At 72.0% G+C, this 17,771-nt stretch carries 18 protein-coding genes and 1 pseudogene; 6 read left to right on the top strand and 13 right to left on the bottom strand.

Features of this window, described 5'->3' with window-relative positions; translation table 11 throughout:
- Positions 1 to 66 precede the first annotated feature (66 nt).
- Together Scani_RS11100 and Scani_RS11095 are read left to right on the top strand one after the other, a co-directional pair.
- Positions 67 to 804 carry a TetR/AcrR family transcriptional regulator gene (locus tag Scani_RS11100; protein ID WP_371872336.1) on the top strand — a complete coding sequence of 246 codons (738 nt, stop codon included), beginning with the start codon at positions 67 to 69 and terminating at the stop codon, positions 802 to 804.
- Positions 805 to 894: 90 nt separating this feature from the next.
- Complete coding sequence (locus Scani_RS11095) at positions 895 to 1,326, top strand: hypothetical protein (protein WP_159473131.1); 432 nt, start codon at positions 895 to 897, stop codon at positions 1,324 to 1,326.
- Positions 1,327 to 1,339: 13 nt separating this feature from the next.
- On the opposite strand, the gene Scani_RS11090 is transcribed toward Scani_RS11095, so the two are convergent.
- From Scani_RS11090 to Scani_RS11065, 6 genes are all read right to left on the bottom strand, one after another.
- Positions 1,340 to 2,356, bottom strand: a complete 1,017-nt coding sequence (locus Scani_RS11090; RefSeq protein ID WP_159473128.1) for a TolB family protein — start codon at positions 2,354 to 2,356, stop codon at positions 1,340 to 1,342.
- An 11-nt stretch (positions 2,357 to 2,367) separates the two neighbouring features.
- Entirely contained in the window at positions 2,368 to 3,690 is a 1,323-nt protein-coding gene (locus Scani_RS11085; RefSeq protein ID WP_159473125.1) for an MFS transporter, read from the bottom strand.
- A 3-nt stretch (positions 3,691 to 3,693) separates the two neighbouring features.
- Entirely contained in the window at positions 3,694 to 4,620 is a 927-nt protein-coding gene (locus Scani_RS11080; protein WP_159473122.1) for an alkaline phosphatase family protein, read from the bottom strand.
- Positions 4,621 to 4,751: 131 nt separating this feature from the next.
- Complete coding sequence (mug, locus tag Scani_RS11075) at positions 4,752 to 5,309, bottom strand: G/U mismatch-specific DNA glycosylase (RefSeq protein WP_159473119.1); 558 nt, start codon at positions 5,307 to 5,309, stop codon at positions 4,752 to 4,754.
- Positions 5,310 to 5,320: 11 nt separating this feature from the next.
- Positions 5,321 to 6,754: an adenylosuccinate lyase gene (gene purB, locus Scani_RS11070; protein ID WP_159475735.1), complete on the bottom strand. Its 1,434-nt coding sequence runs from the start codon at positions 6,752 to 6,754 to the stop codon at positions 5,321 to 5,323.
- 114 nt (positions 6,755 to 6,868) lie between these two features.
- Complete coding sequence (locus tag Scani_RS11065) at positions 6,869 to 7,639, bottom strand: SGNH/GDSL hydrolase family protein (RefSeq protein ID WP_159473116.1); 771 nt, start codon at positions 7,637 to 7,639, stop codon at positions 6,869 to 6,871.
- A 125-nt stretch (positions 7,640 to 7,764) separates the two neighbouring features.
- On the opposite strand from Scani_RS11065, the gene Scani_RS11060 reads away from it, so the two are divergent.
- On the top strand, positions 7,765 to 8,424 hold the full coding sequence (locus Scani_RS11060) for a TetR/AcrR family transcriptional regulator (RefSeq protein WP_159473113.1): 660 nt from the start codon (positions 7,765 to 7,767) through the stop codon (positions 8,422 to 8,424).
- Here the strand turns inward: Scani_RS11060 and Scani_RS41705 are convergent.
- From Scani_RS41705 to Scani_RS11035, 6 genes and pseudogenes are all read right to left on the bottom strand, one after another.
- On the bottom strand, positions 8,399 to 9,079 hold the full coding sequence (locus Scani_RS41705; RefSeq protein ID WP_281391904.1) for an FAD-dependent monooxygenase: 681 nt from the start codon (positions 9,077 to 9,079) through the stop codon (positions 8,399 to 8,401). The two genes, Scani_RS11060 and Scani_RS41705, sit on opposite strands and share 26 nt — an antisense overlap.
- Positions 9,080 to 9,158: 79 nt before the next feature.
- A pseudogene (locus Scani_RS41700) lies at positions 9,159 to 9,668 on the bottom strand (FAD-dependent monooxygenase); the annotation flags it as partial.
- A gap of 168 nt (positions 9,669 to 9,836) precedes the next feature.
- Positions 9,837 to 10,856, bottom strand: a complete 1,020-nt coding sequence (locus Scani_RS11050; protein ID WP_159473110.1) for a hemolysin family protein — start codon at positions 10,854 to 10,856, stop codon at positions 9,837 to 9,839.
- Complete coding sequence (locus tag Scani_RS11045) at positions 10,853 to 12,196, bottom strand: hemolysin family protein (protein WP_159473090.1); 1,344 nt, start codon at positions 12,194 to 12,196, stop codon at positions 10,853 to 10,855. Before Scani_RS11045 ends, Scani_RS11050 begins: the two co-directional genes overlap by 4 nt.
- Positions 12,197 to 12,492: 296 nt before the next feature.
- On the bottom strand, positions 12,493 to 12,912 hold the full coding sequence (locus Scani_RS11040) for a GNAT family N-acetyltransferase (RefSeq protein ID WP_159473071.1): 420 nt from the start codon (positions 12,910 to 12,912) through the stop codon (positions 12,493 to 12,495).
- 322 nt (positions 12,913 to 13,234) lie between these two features.
- Complete coding sequence (locus Scani_RS11035) at positions 13,235 to 14,716, bottom strand: APC family permease (RefSeq protein ID WP_159473068.1); 1,482 nt, start codon at positions 14,714 to 14,716, stop codon at positions 13,235 to 13,237.
- An 849-nt stretch (positions 14,717 to 15,565) separates the two neighbouring features.
- Here Scani_RS11035 and Scani_RS11030 point away from each other — a divergent pair.
- The 3 genes from Scani_RS11030 (at position 15,566) to Scani_RS11020 (ending at position 16,996) form a co-directional block, all read left to right on the top strand.
- Positions 15,566 to 16,210, top strand: a complete 645-nt coding sequence (locus tag Scani_RS11030) for a CAP domain-containing protein (protein WP_159473065.1) — start codon at positions 15,566 to 15,568, stop codon at positions 16,208 to 16,210.
- A 145-nt stretch (positions 16,211 to 16,355) separates the two neighbouring features.
- Positions 16,356 to 16,628 carry a toxin-antitoxin system HicB family antitoxin gene (locus tag Scani_RS11025; RefSeq protein ID WP_159473062.1) on the top strand — a complete coding sequence of 91 codons (273 nt, stop codon included), beginning with the start codon at positions 16,356 to 16,358 and terminating at the stop codon, positions 16,626 to 16,628.
- Positions 16,625 to 16,996 carry a fic family toxin-antitoxin system, toxin component gene (locus Scani_RS11020; RefSeq protein ID WP_159473059.1) on the top strand — a complete coding sequence of 124 codons (372 nt, stop codon included), beginning with the start codon at positions 16,625 to 16,627 and terminating at the stop codon, positions 16,994 to 16,996. Before Scani_RS11025 ends, Scani_RS11020 begins: the two co-directional genes overlap by 4 nt.
- Before the next feature lie 19 nt (positions 16,997 to 17,015).
- Here the strand turns inward: Scani_RS11020 and Scani_RS11015 are convergent, their stop codons facing one another.
- Positions 17,016 to 17,687 carry a class I SAM-dependent methyltransferase gene (locus Scani_RS11015; RefSeq protein WP_159473056.1) on the bottom strand — a complete coding sequence of 224 codons (672 nt, stop codon included), beginning with the start codon at positions 17,685 to 17,687 and terminating at the stop codon, positions 17,016 to 17,018.
- Positions 17,688 to 17,771 lie beyond the last annotated feature (84 nt).

Raw genomic sequence — 17,771 nt, 5'->3', positions numbered from 1 at the left:
TATTTCCAGTACGTTGTACGAGAATAGCGTGTGGTGGGATGGTCCCAGAACCGAGGAGAGGTTGCCGTGGCCCGTACAGGAGGCTCATCCGGCCGTCGTACCGGGGTGGACCCCGAGCTGCTCTGGTCGCGGGCCGAACGCCCGCGACGCGGCAGGCCGCCGGCGCACGACCGCGCCGCGATCACCGCCGAGGCCGTTGCCCTGGCCGACGCCGAAGGGCTGGCCGCCGTCACGATGCGCGCGGTCGCCGGCCGGATCGGAGCGGGGGCGATGTCCCTCTACAGCTACGTCCCCAACAAGGAGACGCTGCTGGAGCTGATGATCGACCACGTGAGCGGCGACCACCGGCTGCCGCCCGAACCCTCCGGCGACTGGCGCGCCGACCTGAGCCGGATCGCCCATGAACAGCGCGCGATCATGCATCGCCACCCCTGGCTGCCCGGCGCACTTCCCGCTCAGCAGACGCTCGGCCCGAACACCCTCGCCGTCTGGGAGTACACCCTCGCCGTCCTCGCCCCCGCCGGCCTGGACGCCCGGGCGAGGCTGGAGACCTTCAGCCTGCTGACCGGCTTCGTGGCCAGCCACGTGCTGTACGAACTCGCCCAGGAGCGGGCGATCGAGGCCGCCGGCCGCACCTCCGGCGACCTCCTCGACGCACAGGCCCGCTACCTCCGGTCCGCCGCCGCCGGCACTCTTCCCCATCTCGCACAGGCCCTGGAGGTGACGCGCGACGAACCGGCACCGCAAGCCGTCTTCGACCGCCTCCTCGGCCGCATGATCAACGGTCTGACGGCAGGGGCATGACCCCGGCACCGGCGTTCCCGGCAGCGGGCCGGGGCGCCCCCGCACGGCTCGGGAGGGCCAATTGTCAGACCCGGGCGGTTTACTGACGGCATGACCATCGACGCGTATCTGGCCACCATCGACCGGTTGCGGCTCCAGGACTTCCCTGCCGTTCCGGGCCGGTCCGCCATGGTCGAGAGCGGGCCGGGGTTCCACATAGCCGGGCTGCGGGTCAGCCAGGAGTTCTGGGACGCCGACCTCGCCGAGGTGGCCGAAACGGCGGAGGAGTTCGAGGCCGAACTGTCCGCGCTGGTAGCGGCGTTGTCCTTACGGTGGGGCGAGCCCCGGACGGTCGATCTCGTCGAGGAGTTGGAGCGGACGGCGAGGGGACTGCCCGTCCGCCCACCGCTGGACACGCTGTGCGGATATGTGCCGCGGATGCACGGCTGGCGGGTGCAGAGCCGCTGGATCGGGGTGGGCGTGGGGCAGGGCGGCCGGGAGCTGCCCTTCCAACTGCTGGTGGCGGTGGGGGAGGGGAGGTGACGCGGAGGCGGTGTCAGCGGGGGAAGACGGGGGCGAGCGCCGCGGTGACGAGCCGGTGCGGGGCGCCGGAGCCGTCGGCCGGGACGGTCCACAGGTCCGAGCCGAAGTCGCCCGGCAGGGAGTAGACCAGGGTGTGGTCGTCGCGCCAGGCGGCCTGGTCGTCGACGTTGCGGTGTTCACCGGTCGCGGACTCGTGCAGGGTGCGCAGATCGAGCACGTACAAACGCCACGGCGCGTCCGGGTCGGCGCCCTTGACGCGCTTCTTGTACGCGAGACGGGTGCCGTCGGGGGACAGCGAGGGGCATTCGACGTTGGGATGCAGCGCCCGGAGGGTCCGGGTGGTGCGGTCGCCGCGGACGAGGTAGGTCTTCCCGGCCGTGGCGACGGTGGCATAGAAGTGCGTGTCGTCGGCGAAGGTGACGCCCCAGACATTGATGTCGGCCGCATGCACCGCGCGCCCGCCCACGGTCAGTGCGTAGGTCTCCAGGTTGGCGTCCAGATGCCGGCCGCGGGTGTCGACGATGGAGGTGCGGGTGGAGAAGGCGGTACCCGCGTAGGAGTCGCCGCTGACGAAGACGGTCCAGGCGACGGTACGGCCGCTGGGGGAGACCCGGGCGCGGGTGGGGGTGCCGGCCAGGTCGTAGCGGTGCAGCGGGCGCAGGCGGTGGTCGAGGATCACGGCCCGGTAGGTGTCGCGGAGTGCGCCGCGGACGGCCTGGAGACAGATCCCGGTGCCGGCGGCCGCGTGGAAGCGCAGGCAGCGGACGCCGGAGGCGGTGCGCGGGCCGGTGGGACGGTCCGCGGGGACAGCGGTGATCTCGTCGCGGTGCGGGCCCCAGGCCATGGTCCGGAAGAAGACGCGGCGCGGGTCGTCCAGGCGCACGGCCCCGGAGGCGACCGCGGGACCGCCCGCCGGGGCGTGCTCCTTGCGGGCGGCGCGCCCAGCGGCGTGCAGGGTCGCGCCGACGGCGACCCCGCCGAGCACGAGCACGGCGACGAGCAGGAGGGACAGGCGTGCGCTGAGGCTCAAGGGGGTGTGGGTCACCGTGCTTGCTCCGAGGGGGAGTTCGGGGCCGGTGCCGGGACGGCACGGCGCAGGAGGAGGGCGCTGAGGGACGCCGCGAGCGCCAGGCCGAGGGCCGCGGTGAGCACGGCGGTGCGGTCGCCCCAGGCGGTCCAGGCGGCGCCGAAGGCGAGGGAGCAGACGAAGCGGGCGGCGGTCTGGCCGGTCTGCACCACGGCCAGCCCACTGCCGCGCGCGTCCTCGGGCACCGCATCGGCGGTCGCCGCCGCCAGCACTCCGTCGGTGGCCGCGTAGAAGGCACCGTGCAGCCCGAGCACGGCACCGACCAGGACCGTCCCGCCGGCCGTGGGGACCAGCAGCAGCCCGTAGGCACACAGCAGCGCCAGATGCCCGCAGAGGAACAGCCGGCGGCGGCCGATCCGGTCGGCGACGGCCCCCAACGGCACCGCCAGCAGCAGGAACGCCGCGGCCGTGCCCAGGGGGAGCAGCGGGAACCACCCCGTCGGCAGCTCCAGCCGCCGCTGCAGGGTCAGATAGAGGAACGAGTCGCTGACGGTGGTCAGCCCCAGCAGCACCGCACACCCGGTCAGCCGGCGCACCTCCGGCCGCTTCAGCAGGGCGCGCACCGGCGTCCGCGGGGTGGCCGGAGCCCGTTCGACGTCGGTCTCGGCAGCGGCCTCGGCCGGGACGCGGCGCGGCACGAACAGCAGCAGCACGACCACGCCCAGTACGGCCACACAGAAGCTGACCGTGAAGACCGCGTCATAGCCTTCGGCCGCCACCCGCAGCAGCACGAACGCCACCAGCGGCCCGCACAGCGCACCGGCCGTGTCCATGGCCCGGTGCACCCCGAACGCCCGCCCACGGACGGCCGGTTCGGCGGCCAGGGAGATCATCGCGTCCCGCGGGGCGGTCCGCAGCCCCTTGCCGGTACGGTCCACCGCCAGCACCGCCCCGATCAACGGCAGCGAGTGCACCATCAGCAACAACGGCTTGCACAGGGCGGAGAGCCCGTACCCCACCGCGGCCACCGCCTTGTGGCCGCCGCCCCCGCCCCGGTCCGACAGCCGCCCGCCCACCAGCCGGACCAGCGCGCTCACCCCGTTGTAGATCCCGTCCAGCACGCCGAATCCCAGCGGGGACAGGCCGAGTTCGGCGACGAGGTACAGCGGGAGCACGGCGGTGACCATCTCCGAGGAGATGTCGGTGATGAGGCTGACGGTGCCCAGGACCAGCACCGTGGAGGGTACGGCGGCTCCGGCGCGGCGGATTCTGCGGGTGCGCCGGCCGCCCGGCGTGCCGGAGGTGGCGGGTGCCGGGCGGCCGTCTGTGAGATACACGGGTCAGCCGGCCCAGATGCCGTCGATGTCCTTGGCGTCGGCGGCGTGGCCCGCGTGCGAGGTGCCGTACATGTCCTCGAGGGTGCGCAGCACGTCGTAGTGGTTGTAGGTGCTGGCCGAGGTGGAGCCCGCCTGCACGGACTGGCCGTACAGCACGGTCGCGATGCGGTTGCCGCTGAGCCGGTTGTCCTCGTCGAAGGTGACCAGGAGCAGGCTGTTGTGGGTCTTGGCCCAGTCGGCGTAGCTCTTGAGGTTGTTCTTGAGCCAGGTGTCACCGGTGGACACCGAGCAGTCGTGCATGTCGCTGCACAGGTTCGGCACCACGAACGACACGGTGGGCAGCTTCGTGAAGTCGCTGGGGAAGGCGCCGAAGGTGTGGGCCGAGTTGGTGGAGACGTTGCTGAAGCCGAACCACGGGTTGTGCTTCTGCGCGTAGTTGCCGCTCTTGCAGGTGGTCGAGCCCTCGGACGGCAGCGACTCGTTGTAGCTCGCCCAGGACTTGCCGGCCGCCGTCACCTCGGAGGCGAGGTTGGGGGCGTTGCTGAACCCCGGGGTGACGCAGCTGTCGTCGGTGACGCCCTGGGTGTCGCCGGAGAAGAGGGCGTAGTAGTTGGGCTGGCTGGGGTGGGTCTCGGCGTAGGACGCGGTCAGGCTTGCGCCGCCGGAGGCCAGGGAGTTGATGTACGGGGCGCTGGAGCTGCCCATCACCTGGTCGTAGGCGTGGTTCTCGAAGACCACCACGACCACGTGGTCGGGGGTGGGCACGGCGGTCGCGGCCGCGGCCGGCTGGGCGCCGAAGCTGTTGCCGGCCCAGACGCCGAGACCGGCGGTGGCGAGGGTGAACGCTGCGGCGAGGGCGGTGATTTTGCGGCGGCCGCGGTGGGAGGCGGGGGAGTCGGCGGGGGAAGGTGACGCGGGCGTAGCGGGCACGGGAGTCTCCGTACAAGGGGGGAGGGCTGCGCGGGCGGCGTCAGAGTAGAACTGTCACCCGGGCATGTACATGCCTTCGAAATGACGCCCGGCCGAACGGCGGACGTCCTTATGCGCCGCCGCTCTGCGCCCTATGCGCCGCCGCCCTCCGCGAACGCCGCGGCGCGCAGCCGCCCGTACTCCTCCGCCATGGCCGCCACCGTCCAATGGGCGTTCAGGCCGCTGGGATTGGGCAGCGCCCAGATGCGGGTGTCGCCCAGCATCCGCTGCTGCGGCCCGATCGCGGCCTTCTTGTCGTCGAAGGCGACGCGGTACGCCGTGACACCGGCGACGGCGAGCCAACGGGGGCGCAGCCGGGCCACCTTCTCGGCCAGCAGCCGGCCGCCCTCGCGGTACTCCTGTGCGGTCAGCTCGTCGGCCTTGGCCGTCGCCCGCGCCACCACATTGGTGATCCCGAGGCCATGGGCGAGCAGCTCGTCCTGCTCGGCGGGCCGGAACTGCCGCGGGGTGAACCCGGCGGCGTGCAGGACCGGCCAGAACCGGTTGCCGGGCCGGGCGAAGTGGTGGCCGGAGGCCGCCGACATCAGCCCGGGATTGATACCGCAGAAGAGCACGCGAAGACCGCTCGCGGCCACGTCGGGGACGAGGCGGTCGCGAGCGGCTTCCAGCTCTTCGGGGGTGAAACGCACGGGCCCTCGTGTCAGAGGATCGAGCCGGGGGTGTACGCCGCGGCCTCCGGGTGCTGCTTGGCGATCTCCTCGATCCGGGCGACGACGGACGCCACCTGGTCGGCCGCCGCACCCGTGAAGGAGAGCTTGTCCGCCATCAGGGCGTCCAACTGCGTCTTGTCCAGCGGGATCCGCGCATCCGAGGCCAGCTTGTCCAGCAGCTCGTTGCGCTCCGCGCCCTGTTCGCGCATGGCCAGCGCCGACGCGACCGCGTTCTCCTTGATCGCCTCGTGCGCCTCCTCGCGGCCCACACCGGCACGCACCGCACCCATCAGCACCTTCGTGGTGGCGAGGAAGGGCAGGTAGCGGTCGAGCTCGCGGGCGATGACGGCGGGGAAGGCGCCGAACTCGTCGAGCACGGTCAGGAACGTCTCCAGCAGGCCGTCCAGCGCGAAGAACGAGTCCGGCAGCGCGATCCGGCGCACCACCGAGCAGGACACATCCCCCTCGTTCCACTGGTCACCGGAGAGCTCACCGGCCATCGAGGCGTAGCCGCGCAGGATCACCATCAGGCCGTTGACGCGCTCGCAGGAGCGGGTGTTCATCTTGTGCGGCATCGCCGAGGAGCCGACCTGGCCGGGCTTGAAGCCCTCGGTGACCAGCTCGTGCCCGGCCATCAGCCGGATCGTCTTGGCCAGCGAGGACGGGGCGGCGGCCAGCTGCACCAGCGAGGTCACCACGTCGTAGTCGAGCGAGCGCGGGTAGACCTGGCCGACGGAGGTGAAGGCCTGGCCGAAGCCGAGGTGTGCGGCGATCCGCTGCTCCAGGTCGGCGAGCTTGGCGGCGTCCCCGCCGAGCAGGTCGAGCATGTCCTGAGCGGTGCCGACCGGGCCCTTGATACCGCGCAGCGGGTAGCGGGAGAGCAGATCCTCCAGCCGGCCGTACGCCACCAGCAGCTCGTCGGCCGCGGTCGCGAAGCGCTTGCCCAGCGTCGTGGTCTGCGCCGCGACGTTGTGCGAGCGGCCCGCCATCACCAGCTCGGCGTTCTGGGCGGCCAGCGAGCCCAGGCGCGCCAGCACGGCGACCGTACGGTCCCGCATCAGCTCCAGGGACAGCCGCACCTGCAGCTGCTCGACGTTCTCCGTCAGGTCGCGGGAGGTCATGCCCTTGTGGACCTGCTCATGGCCGGCCAGGGCGTTGAACTCCTCGATGCGGGCCTTGACGTCGTGCCGGGTGACCTTCTCGCGCTCGGCGATGGAGGCCAGGTCGACGGTCTCCAGGACCCGTTCGTAGTCGGCCAGCGCCTGCTCGGGGACCTCCACCCCCAGGTCCTTCTGCGCGCGCAGCACGGCGAGCCAGAGCTTCCGCTCCAGCTTGACCTTGTACTCGGGGGACCACAGCACGGCCAGCTCCGCGGAGGCGTAGCGGCCGGCCAGGACATTGGGGATGCGAGGCTTCGCAGACACAGCAGTCACGTGGTCAGAGTCTACTGGCGGTTTGCGCAGGCCAGCGCCCCGGTCCCGGCTGTACGTTCCTCCAAGCCGCGGCGGCGGGTGCGGCGCCCGGTGACGAGCGGGCGATCAGCCCTCGTACGGCAGCAGCTCGGGGCGCTTCGCGGGACGGCCGTCGCCCGAGGAGCGGCCGGTGAGCCGCCGGCCTATCCACGGCACCAGATGCTCGCGCGCGAAGCGCAGATCCGCGGTGCGCCGCGCACCCCAGCCCGGCGGCGCGGCGGCCGGCAGCGGCGCGTCCCAGTCCGCGGCGGCGGGCAGTCCGAGCGTCTGCCAGACGGCCTCCGCCACCCGGCGGTGCCCCTCGGCGTTCAGATGCAGCCGGTCATCGGCCCACAGTCGCGGGTCGGACAGCGCCCGCGACGCGTACAGGTCCACGACCACCGCGCCGTGCCGCGCGGCCACCTCGTCGATCCAGGCGAAGAGCTGCTCCATCCGCGGCCGGAAGCGCTCCAGCACCGGGCCCTGCCGGCCCGGACTGCGCATCAGCACCAGTTGCCCGCCGCCGCGCGCCAGCAGCGCCGCGGCCTCCTCGAACCGTGCGCACACCTGCTCCACCTCGCAACGGGGCCGCAGGACGTCATTGAGCCCGCCGACCAGCGTCACCAGGTCGGCGCCCATCGAGGCGGCCGGCCCGCACTGCTCGTCGGCGATCTGCCCGATGAGCTTGCCGCGCACCGCGAGATTGGCGTACCGGAACCCGGGCGAGGCGGCCGCCAGCCGGGCGGCGAGCAGATCGGCCCAGCCGCGGTACGAGCCGTCCGGCAAGCCGTCCGACATGCCTTCGGTGAAGCTGTCGCCGACCGCGACGAAACTGGTGTATTGCGCATTCATCTCCATGGCGCGGTGATCCTACCGCTCGCCATACCGCGCGGTATGCCCCGGTCCCCGCTGATGCCCACGGCGCCCGCGGTGTACGGTCTGATCTCGTCGAGAGGGCGAGGAAAGGCACAGGTGGCAGCGCGATGACTCCTCGCCGGGGCGACGGTCCCGACGCGCCGACCTTCACCGAACGGGCCCGCCGCCAACAGCTGATCGACGCCACCATCGACCTGATCTCCACCCGCGGCCACCCCGCCACCTCGCTGTCGGCGATCGCCGAGCGCGCCGGGGTGTCCAAGGCCGCGGTGCTCTACCACTTCTCCTCGAAGGACAACCTGACCCGCGCGGCGCTGGAGCAGGTGATGGAGCAGTTCGGCGCCTACGTCACCGAGCGGCTGGCCCGGGCGGACGGCCCGCGGGAGGCGGTCATCGCCTATGTGCGGGCGATGATCGGCTACCAGCAGGCCAACCGCCGCCAGGTGCGCGTGATCACCGAGATGCTGCTCGACGACGGTGGGGGCACCTCCCGCTCGAGCGAAGCCGAGAGTGGGGGAGGAACCCGGCTCAAGACGCCCGGCTCGCACGACACCCACGGCCGCTGGCAGGCCCTCGCCGAACTGCTGACAGCAGGTCAGAAGGCCGGCGTACTGCGCGAGTTCGATGTCCAGACCATCGCCCTGGCGATCGGCGGATCGATCGACGGGGTGATCGCGCACTGGCTGGCCCACCCGGAACTGGACCTGGACGCCGCGGCCGCGGAGCTGGAGGAGTTCACCCTCAACGCGATCGAGCGCCGGGCCTGACCCGGGCGAACCCGGGGGCCCGCTCCGGGCGGATCCCGAACCCGCCCAGACAGCCGGACACCGTCCGCAGCGGCGGCACCCGCCGCAGCAGCCGCATCGGCACCGGCAGCCGGTCGCCGTCGAGCGTGCCGGCCAGCGCGGAACGGATCATCGTGTGCTCGGCCTGCTGGGCCTTCTGCAGCACGGCCGTCGGCAGCTGCCGCCGCTTCTGCACCCGCGCCAGGTCGGCCACCCGGACCGTGCCGCGGCGCAGCGGTGCCGCCAGGATCCGGGACGCCGCGACCGCGTCCTGCAGCGCCAGGCCGACGCCCAACCCGCCGACCGGCGACATGGTGTGCGCGGCGTCCCCGATGCACAGCAGGCCGTCCCGGTACCAGCGCCGCAGCCTCCCGAAGGTCACCTCCAGCAGCTTGACGTCGTCCCATGAGGCGATGGCGCCGGTCACCTCGTCGTCCCAGTCGAACAGCGCCCCGAGCCGGTCGCGCAGCCACTGGACGTCCTGGGTGCGCAGCTCCGCGTCCCGGCCCTTCTCGATCAGATAGGACGTCTGGTAGTACGCGCCGCGGTCCATCGTGACGGCCGCCTGGCCGCCGCCGAAGCGCGCGAAGACCCGGCCGTCCTTGAGGGCGTCGGCATGGGGGTCCCCCCTGCGCATGGGGGTCCCCCCCGCTCGAGCGAAGCCGAGAGTGGGGGAGCAGTCGAGAGCTCGGGGGAGCCTCCACCCGCACCTGCCAGACGTCCATCGGCACCTCGAACAGCCGCTGCCGGAGCCCGGCCGCCTCCCGCACCCGCGAGTCCCGGCCGTCGCAGGCGACCGTCAGATCCGCGGCCAGCTCGCCGGGGCTGCCGTGCTCGTCGCGGAACCGCACCCCCGTGACGCGGCCGCCGTCGGTCAGCAGCCCGGTCACCTCGGTCCGCATCCGCAGCGTGAAGCACGGCTCCTCGGCGGCCGCCCGCGCCAGCAGATCGAGGAAGTCCCACTGCGGGACCATGGCGAAGTACTTGTGCCGGCCGGGGATGCGCCGCATATCGCTGAGCACCACCGAGGTGGTGCCGATATGCGCCCGCATCTCTTCCAGCTTGACGAACGGCAGCCGCGCGAAGGCCTCGCCGAGACCGAGTTCGTCCAGCAGGCGCAGGGTCGACGGATGGACGGTGTCCCCGCGGAAGTCCCGCAGGAAGTCGCGGTGCTTCTCCAGGACGGTCACCTCGACGCCGGCCCTGGCCAACAGCAGTCCGAGCATCATCCCCGCCGGTCCGCCGCCCGCTATGCAGCACGTGGTGCGATCCATGTTCCTGCCCCCCTCGTCGCGCACGGATGCGATGCGACCGGCGAGCACGCAACAACGCGTCTGACCGATCGGTCAACAATCTAACCGATCGGTCAGAGCCTGGGGGATGCCGCCCCGTCGTCAGGCCGCGGGCTGCTGCAACACCACCTCGCGCAGGACGTCCTCCATCGTCACCAGCCCGGACAGCCGCCCGTCGTCGCCGATCACCGCGGCCAGATGCGTACGGGATCCGCGCATCGCGGTCAGCACGTCGTCCAGCGGCGTCGAGGCCTTGACCCGGGCGATCGGCCGCAGCGCGGACACCGGGAAGGGCACCGTGCGGGGCGTGGCGTCCAGCGCGTCCTTGACGTGCAGATAGCCGAGGATGCGGCGGGTGTCGTCGACGACGGGGAAGCGGGAGAAGCCGGACTCGGCGGCCAGCTGCTCCAGCTCCTCGGCGGTGGTCCCCATCCGGGCGGAGACGACCTTCTCGACCGGCAGCACCACGTCCCTGACCGGGCGGCGGCCCAGCTCCAGGGCGTCCCGCAGCCGTTCCTGCGCCCGTTCGTCGAGCAGCCCGGCCGCCCGGGAATCCTCGACCATCTTCGCCAGCTGGTCGTCCGAGAACGTCGCGGCGACCTCGTCCCTGGTCTCCACCCGCAGCAGCTTGAGCAGCGCGTTGGCGAGGGCGTTGATCGCGAAGATCACCGGGCGCAGCGCCCGGGTCAGCGCGACCAGCGGCGGCCCCAGCAGCAGGGCGGTGCGGACCGGCTCGGCCAGCGCGACGTTCTTCGGCACCATCTCGCCGAAGAGCATGTGCAGATAGGTCGCCAGCGACAGCGCGATCACGAACGAGATCGGGTGGATCAGCGTCTGCGAGATCCCCACCGCGTGGAACACCGGCTCCAGGAGATGCGCGATGGCCGGTTCGGCGACCGCGCCCAGCACCAGGGTGCACAGTGTGATGCCCAGCTGGGCGGCCGCCAGCAGGGCCGACACATGCTGCAGACCCCACAGCACGCTGGTCGCCCGGCGGTCACCGCGCTCGGCGTACGGCTCGATCTGACTGCGGCGCACCGAGATCAGGGCGAACTCGGCGCCCACGAAGAAGGCGTTGACGACCAGCGTCAGCAGACCCACGAAAAGCTGGAGCGCGGTCATCGGCGGGCCTCCTTCTCCTGCTCCCCGGTGCTGCCGGGGCGCGGGGCGTGCAGCAGCACCCGCGCCGCACGATGGCCGGCGGCGTCGAGTACGTCCATCCGCCAGCCGGCCACCTCCAGGGTGTCGCCGGCGACCGGTATCCGGCCGAGTTCGGTGGCGATCAGGCCGGCCAGGGTCTCGTACGGGCCCTCCGGCAGCCGCAGGCCGATCCGTTCCAGCTGGTCGGTGCGGGCGGCGCCGTCGGCCTGATAGACGCTGCGGCCCTCGGCATCGCTGCCGGCCGGCGCCAGGTCGGGGGTCTCCATCGGGTCGTGTTCGTCGCGGACCTCGCCGACCACCTCCTCGACGATGTCCTCCAGGGTCACCACGCCGGCCGTGCCGCCGTATTCGTCGATCACCACGGCCATCGTGCGCTTGCCGGAGAGCCGGTCCAGCAGCCGGTCCACGGTCAGCGTCGTGGGCACCAGCAACGGCTCGCGCACCAGCTCGGAGACCGGGTGCCGGGGCCGGCGCTCGGCCGGGACGGCGAGGACGTCCTTGATGTGCGCCACCCCGACGACGCTGTCGAGGCTGCCGCGGTAGACGGGGAAGCGGGACAGCCCGGTCGCCCGGGTCGCGTTGGCCACGTCCTCCGCGGTGGACTGCACCTCCAGCGCGATCACCTGCACCCGCGGTGTCATCACGTTCTCCGCGGTCAGATCGCCGAGATTGAGGGTGCGGACGAACAGCTCGGCGGTGTCGGGCGCCAGCGCGCCCTCCTTGGCGGAGTGCCGCGCCAGCGCCACCAGCTCCTGCGGGCCGCGGGCCGAGGCCAGCTCCTCGGCGGGCTCCAGGCCCATCCGGCGGACCATGCGGTTCGCGGCGTTGTTGAGGTGCCGGATCAGCGGCTTGAAGGCGGCGCTGAAGCCGCGCTGGGCGGTGGCGACCTTCTTCGCGATGACCAGCGGGCTGGAGATGGCCCAGTTCTTCGGGACCAGCTCGCCGACGACCATCAGCACGACCGTCGAGATCGCCGTGCCGAGCACCAGGGCGGCGGAATCCGCCACCGCCCGCGACAGGCCCATCGCGTCCAGCGGTCCCGCCAGCAGAGTGGCGATGGCCGGCTTGGAGAGCATGCCGATGACCAGGCCGGTGACGGTGATGCCGAGCTGGGCACCGGAGAGCTGGAAGGTGAGGCCGCGGACCGCCTTCAGGGCGCTGTCCGCGCCCCGGTCGCCGCGCTCGGCGGCGCGTTCGAGGTCGCTGCGCTCGACGGTCGTCAGGGAGAACTCGGCGGCGACGAAGACCCCGCAGGCCAGGGTCAGAAGGAGCGCCACGCCCAGAAAGAGCAGGTCGGTCATCGAGTCACCTCCGTCCCATGATCGAACAGGATCGGGAGGTTCGCGCTCTGTCGAAACGATGATCGACAACTAGGAGGCTCGTCCATGGCTGGACGCTCACACACCTTTCACTCGGGGTATAGGGAGACTCCATGGTAAAGGATCAGCAAAGTAGGCGGTCGGGGCGAGTTCGCCCACCGCCCCGGGCCGGGGGCGGTGGCTGCGCACTCCGACGCGCACCGCTCTGCCGAGGAGACGGTTGCCCCACTCGCCTCTCGGCCGCGCATCAGCGCCCGGCCCGGCAGCGCCGCCGGTGTTCACAGCGGCTTGACCCAACGCCGCCAGTGGTCCTCGCGCTGGTAGCCGGCCGCGCCCCATGTGCGCTGTGCCCGGTCGTTGGCTTCCAGGACCATGGCGTCGACCCGTCGGCCGCCCAGGGCGAGGAACCGTTGTTCCACCGCTTCCATCAACGCGGTGGCGACTCCCTGCCGGCGGCAGTCCGGGTGCACGGCGAGCCGGTACGCGGAGCAGCGCCATCCGTCGAAGCCGGCTATCACGGTCCCCGTGAGGAGGCCGTCGCGCTCCGCGAGGAGCAGGGCTTCGGGGTCCGTGGTGATGAGGCGGGCCACTCCGTCGTGGTCGTCGCTGATGCTCGTGCCTTCCGCGGCTTCGCGCCAGAAGCGCAGCACGGCATCGATGTCCGAGAGGGTGGCGTGGCGGATGTGAAGATCACTCATGGGACGAGCCAAGCAGAGCGCCGGCCTGCCCGGCGAACGGTTTCCGACTCGCTGATGGTGATCACGATGTCCGACCCGAAGGAACTCGACGACCTGCTGACCGCCGCCGAGTACGAGGACGGCATCAGGAGGAAGCGGCGTAGCAGGTCCGGGCGCGGACGCAGGGGGCCGCCGGTGGCCCGGCCTCCGTACCCTTCCGGCGGTGCTCGCCCGCGTACGCCGCGCCCGCTCGCGACGACGGGCACCGCCGCCGTCCTGGGCAGCGCGCCCTCCCGACCGACGGCGCCAACTCCCGCCGAGCTCCGGGCCCGGCAGGCGGACGCTACCGGCCCGTTCCGCCCGCGCCCTGGTGGTCCCGGTGCCGGGCGCGCGCGTGCTGCGTCAGATACCCGGTGGCGGCGACCACGAGCAGCAAGGCGACGGTGCCGAGGGTGAACGTCTCGAAGGTGAGGCGGGAGACGCCCCAGGTCGCCCGGAAGTCGTACGGGATCCCGAAGAGCTGCTCCAGGGAGCCGGGGAACAGGGCCACCCACGACCCGAGCAGGATCCAGGCGTAGACGAGCAGCGTCGCGACGGTGAAGCCCCGGGTGCCGAACGGGACCTGGTAGGGCCGGGGCACCTCGCGGTGGCGCAGCCGCAGTGCCAGCAGCGCGGGGACCACGGCGAGGTAGGACAGCAGCAGCGTGGTGATCGCGACGGCCAGCACCACGCCGAAGACGGCCGAGGCGTCCCCGTTCGCCAGGTTCATCGCGGCGACCATGAAGGCGGTGGCGGTGACGCCGGAGAGCAGATTCATCCGCACGGGGGTGCCCAGCCGCGGGTGGAAGGCACCCAGGCCCGGGCCGAAGAACCCGCCGTCGGCCGCCACCATGGCCTGCATCCGGTCGGCGACGATCATCCAGGCGCTGCCCTGGGTCAGCAGCGCCACCACGAACAGCACGGCGACACCGGTCAGCAGCGGCCCGCGCCAGCCCCCGTAGATCCCGAAGACCAGCCGGGCGGCATCCATGAAGCCGCCGACGCCGGTGACCCGGCCGGCCGGTACGGCAGAGAGGATGGCCAGCACCGGCAGCAGATAGCAGCAGGTCGCGATGGCTCCCGACGCTCCGATCGCGACCGGTACATCGCGCTGCGGGTCCAGCATCTCGTCCCCCGCCGCGTTGGGTGCCTCGAACCCGACGAAGGCGAACAGCAATACCGGCACCAGCGCCAGGAACCCCGCCCCGGTGGGGGCGAAGCCGGCGCCCTCCAGACCGCGGAAGCCGTGCCGGATCCCGTAGGCCACCGCCGTACCGGTGAAGAAGGCCAGTGCCAGGACCTTGGCCCCGGCGCCGGCCGTGGTGATCCATTTGCCGCGGCGCAGCGAGACCACCGCGGTGAGAATGGCGGCCCAGATGAAGACCAGCTTGAACGCGTGGTCGGCCACCGTGCCCGAGCCGAGCGGGAAGACGAAGCCGTCCCAGGCCTGCGCGGCCACGAAGACCAGCGAACCACCGAGCCAGACGGGATTGGTGACCCAATAGAACATGGTGGTCAGCGCGGCCGCCGGCCGGCCGAAGGCCACCTCCACCCAGACATACGGCCCGCCTTCCTGCGGGAACGCGGCCCCGGTCTCGGCGAAGACCAGGGCGTAGGGCACCAGGAACGCCACCGCGATCACGGCGATCCAGACGACTGCCTCCCCGCCCCCGGCCGCGATCTGCCCGATCACATCGAACGAGATCACTGCGGCGACGCCCATCGCCATGATGTCGAAGCGCCGCAGACTGCGCTTCAGATGCGGGACGGGGGCTGGGACGGACACGGCGTGGTCCTCCTGAGGGCCTGACGACGGATCACATCGTGCGGCATCCGCTCCGGTGGCAGCGGCAGCGGCACGCGGGCGCCGGGGCCGAGGGGCCTCGTGGCCGATGAGCGCCGGGGCCGATGAGTGCCGGGGTCGATGAGCGGCTCCGCCCTTGGCCTCCGGGTGCCCGTGCCCGGCTGCTCCCGGAAGTCCCGTGCGGACACGGGGAAAATGCACCCCCGGATATCACAGAGGAAACTCGATATCCGTGCCGGGTCTCCGGTCGCCGCCCAGGCGTACATTTTCTGTGGCTGGGCCCGCGATTTCCTTTCCCTGGTGCGCGTGGGGGCGGGTTCCGTGGTGCGCGGATTCTTCAGGCCGGACGCCGTACTGCCGCGGGTATCCCGTGCAAGTGCCGCCGAGGCGGCGGTTTTTCGTCGGTGGCCCCGATCTCCTATTCGGGCATATCGGATTCCTCGGAGGCCCCTCCGGTGAACTCGCGTATATGAAGGCGTCGTTGATGTGTGGGGGCGGTATTGCAGGGGTGATCGGGGGAGCGTGCCAGGGGTTCGAAGAGCGGTGAAAAGCGGGCGTGTTCCGGCATGCCGGCCGCACCGGGCGGACCGTCACACTTCATTGGCCGGGATCCGGCGGCTCATTGTTTTGTTACGGTAATGCCGTTCTCGGAAAGGCAGTTCGGTTTGCCGCGCGAGCCTATGGGCAGTGGCGGCCCTTCCTTGTGTCCGCCCCTTTCCCTTCCGGTATCCCCCCATGGAGACGATTTAGTTGAACGTGAAATTCTCTTCGCCGAAGCGTGAGACGCGTGGTGCGCACCGGCGCCGGGCCAGGATGATTCCGCTCGGTATCGTGGGCGCGGTCGGAGTTCTCGCCGGCTCGCTGGCCGTGTTCCAGTCCCACGACGACGCGAAGGCCAGTGAGGCCTTCCCGCCGTCCTCGCGGTCCGGTACCGCCACGGCCGAGCCGGGTGGGCAGCCGTCCGCTCCCGCGGCCACGCCGACCGCCACCAAGCGCGGCACCAGCAAGGTCGAACGCTACGAGGCGGAGATCAACCGACTCGTCAACAACGCCAGGAAGCAGCACGGCTGCGCGCCCCTGCACCGCGACCCGCGCATGGACAAGGCGGCCCGGCTGCACAGCCAGGACATGGCGGCCCACGGCTTCTACGCGCACACCGGCCCCGACGGCAAGGGCCCCAAGGAGCGGATGGAGGCGCAGGGATACGACGACGCCTCCGGGGAGAACATCGACGCCTGGCCGAGGACGCCGCAAGGCGCGTTCGACGCCTGGATGCACAGCCCCGGCCACCGGGCCAACCTCCTCGGCTGCCACTCCAAGGCCACCGGCATAGGTGTCGCCCTGGGCGGCAAGCTCCGGGCCTACTGGACCCAGGACTTCGGCTACAAGCAGACCCTGGCCCGCTGGGTGCCGCCCGCCTGCCCGACGACCGCACCGCGCGGCCTCCGGGCGGGCGGCTTCCTGTGTGCGGTGTGACCGGGCGGCCGCGGCGCCGGCCCCGTACCTGTCGCCCGCGACCGGATCTTCCAGTGCACCGTCAGTCACTCGCGCCTCCCGCCCCGCCCCCTCGCACCCCAGCCGCCGCTTGCCGCTGCTAGCGGATGCGCGCTAGCTTGGAGGGGTGGCGAAGACGCAACTGAACGTCCGCGTGGATGAGGCCACCGCCGAAGCGGCGCGGGAGCGCGCCCTGCAGCGGGGAGTGAGCATGAACCGCTATATCGAGGAGCTCGTCCTCAAGGACGCCGGTGAGGTGGGCCAGACCTTCGTCGAGGCCGCCTCCGACTTCATGAAGCAGTACGAGCGCGTCTTCGCCGAGGAATTCGGCCTGGAACCGGGCGGTGCCGAGGGTGCCGCGACCCCCACCCACCACGAAGGACTGCCGGGCACCACGTGACGCTGCGCATCGACCTCGCCTGGCTCCTTCTCATCGCCGAACAGCACACCCCCGGAGACCCCCAGGTCACCGACTGGGGCGCTCTGGTGGCCGCCGTCAGCCGCCATGAGGCCGAGATATTCGGCGTGCCCGTCTACACCGAGCCCCAGGAACGGGCCGCATCCCTCCTGCAACTCCTGCTCCGGGTACCGGCGTTGGAGCGCTCGAACGCCATGTTCGCGACCGCCGTGGCCTACGGCTATCTCGTCGCCAGTGGACTGAAGATCACCATCTCTCCCGAGCAGGTCCGCGACCTCGCCCGCCTCGTCAAGGCGGGCACGGCCGACATCCGCACCATCGCGGACGAGCTGCGCACCTGGACGGTCTGACGGCCGCGACGCGGACCGGTCAGCCGGCCGGCCGCCGGGCCGCGCCCAGCACCGCCGGTGACGTCGGCAGCGTCGGCCCGCGCTCCGGCACCTTCAGCCGGCGCACCCGCAGCACCTCGAACCCGGCCGTCCGGATCTCGCCCAACGGGTCCCGGCCGGTGTGACAGCCGCCCATCAGCAACGGCCAGACCGTCCGGTCCAGCGACCACTGCACTGCCCGCAGCCCCCGCCCCGCGGCCCGCCCGTGCTCGAAGAACCGCAGCTCACCGCCCGGACGCAGCACCCGCCGCAGTTCCACCAGCGCACGCTGCACCTCGTACACGGAACACAGCACCAGCGACGCCACCGCCGTATCGAACGCCTCGCTCTTGACCGGCAGGGCCTCCGCCACCCCGGGCACCAGGTCCACCGGCACCTCCGCACGCGCCGCAGCGGCTCTGGCCACCTCCCGCAGGGTGGCCTCCGGTTCGATCGCCACCACCTCCGAGACCGTGCCCGGATAGTGCGCGAAGTTCAGGCCGGTCCCCGCGCCGACCTCGATGACCCGGCCCGTGGTACCGGTCAGCAACTCCTTCCGGAGCGCGGCCACCCCCGCCCGCGCGTCCGCGGCCGGACCGCAGCAGTTCGCGTAGAAGCGGGCGAACACCGGGTGGTGGACGCTGCCGTGCGGAACTCTTGCGCGCTGCCACATGACGGACCCTTTCGCCGACGATGCCCGCTCCTGGTGTTCAGTCTTCCCACCGGGCGGACCGGGAGCCGTAAGGAGCAGCCGCAT

The organism is Streptomyces caniferus (assembly GCF_009811555.1).
GTDB classification, from domain to species: Bacteria; Actinomycetota; Actinomycetes; order Streptomycetales; family Streptomycetaceae; genus Streptomyces; species Streptomyces caniferus.
This window is presented reverse-complemented; position numbering and strand designations above follow the sequence as displayed.

Coding starts and splice junctions, on each gene's coding strand:
- Scani_RS11045 (WP_159473090.1), bottom strand. CDS start 12,196: ATGACCGACCTGCTCTTTCTGGGCGTGGCGCTCCTTCTGACCCTGGCC.
- Scani_RS41705 (WP_281391904.1), bottom strand. CDS start 9,079: ATGCGCAGGGGGGACCCCCATGCCGACGCCCTCAAGGACGGCCGGGTC.
- Scani_RS11040 (WP_159473071.1), bottom strand. CDS start 12,912: ATGAGTGATCTTCACATCCGCCACGCCACCCTCTCGGACATCGATGCC.
- Scani_RS11065 (WP_159473116.1), bottom strand. CDS start 7,639: ATGGAGATGAATGCGCAATACACCAGTTTCGTCGCGGTCGGCGACAGC.
- Scani_RS11050 (WP_159473110.1), bottom strand. CDS start 10,856: ATGACCGCGCTCCAGCTTTTCGTGGGTCTGCTGACGCTGGTCGTCAAC.
- Scani_RS11015 (WP_159473056.1), bottom strand. CDS start 17,687: ATGTGGCAGCGCGCAAGAGTTCCGCACGGCAGCGTCCACCACCCGGTG.
- Scani_RS11060 (WP_159473113.1), top strand. CDS start 7,765: ATGACTCCTCGCCGGGGCGACGGTCCCGACGCGCCGACCTTCACCGAA.
- Scani_RS11095 (WP_159473131.1), top strand. CDS start 895: ATGACCATCGACGCGTATCTGGCCACCATCGACCGGTTGCGGCTCCAG.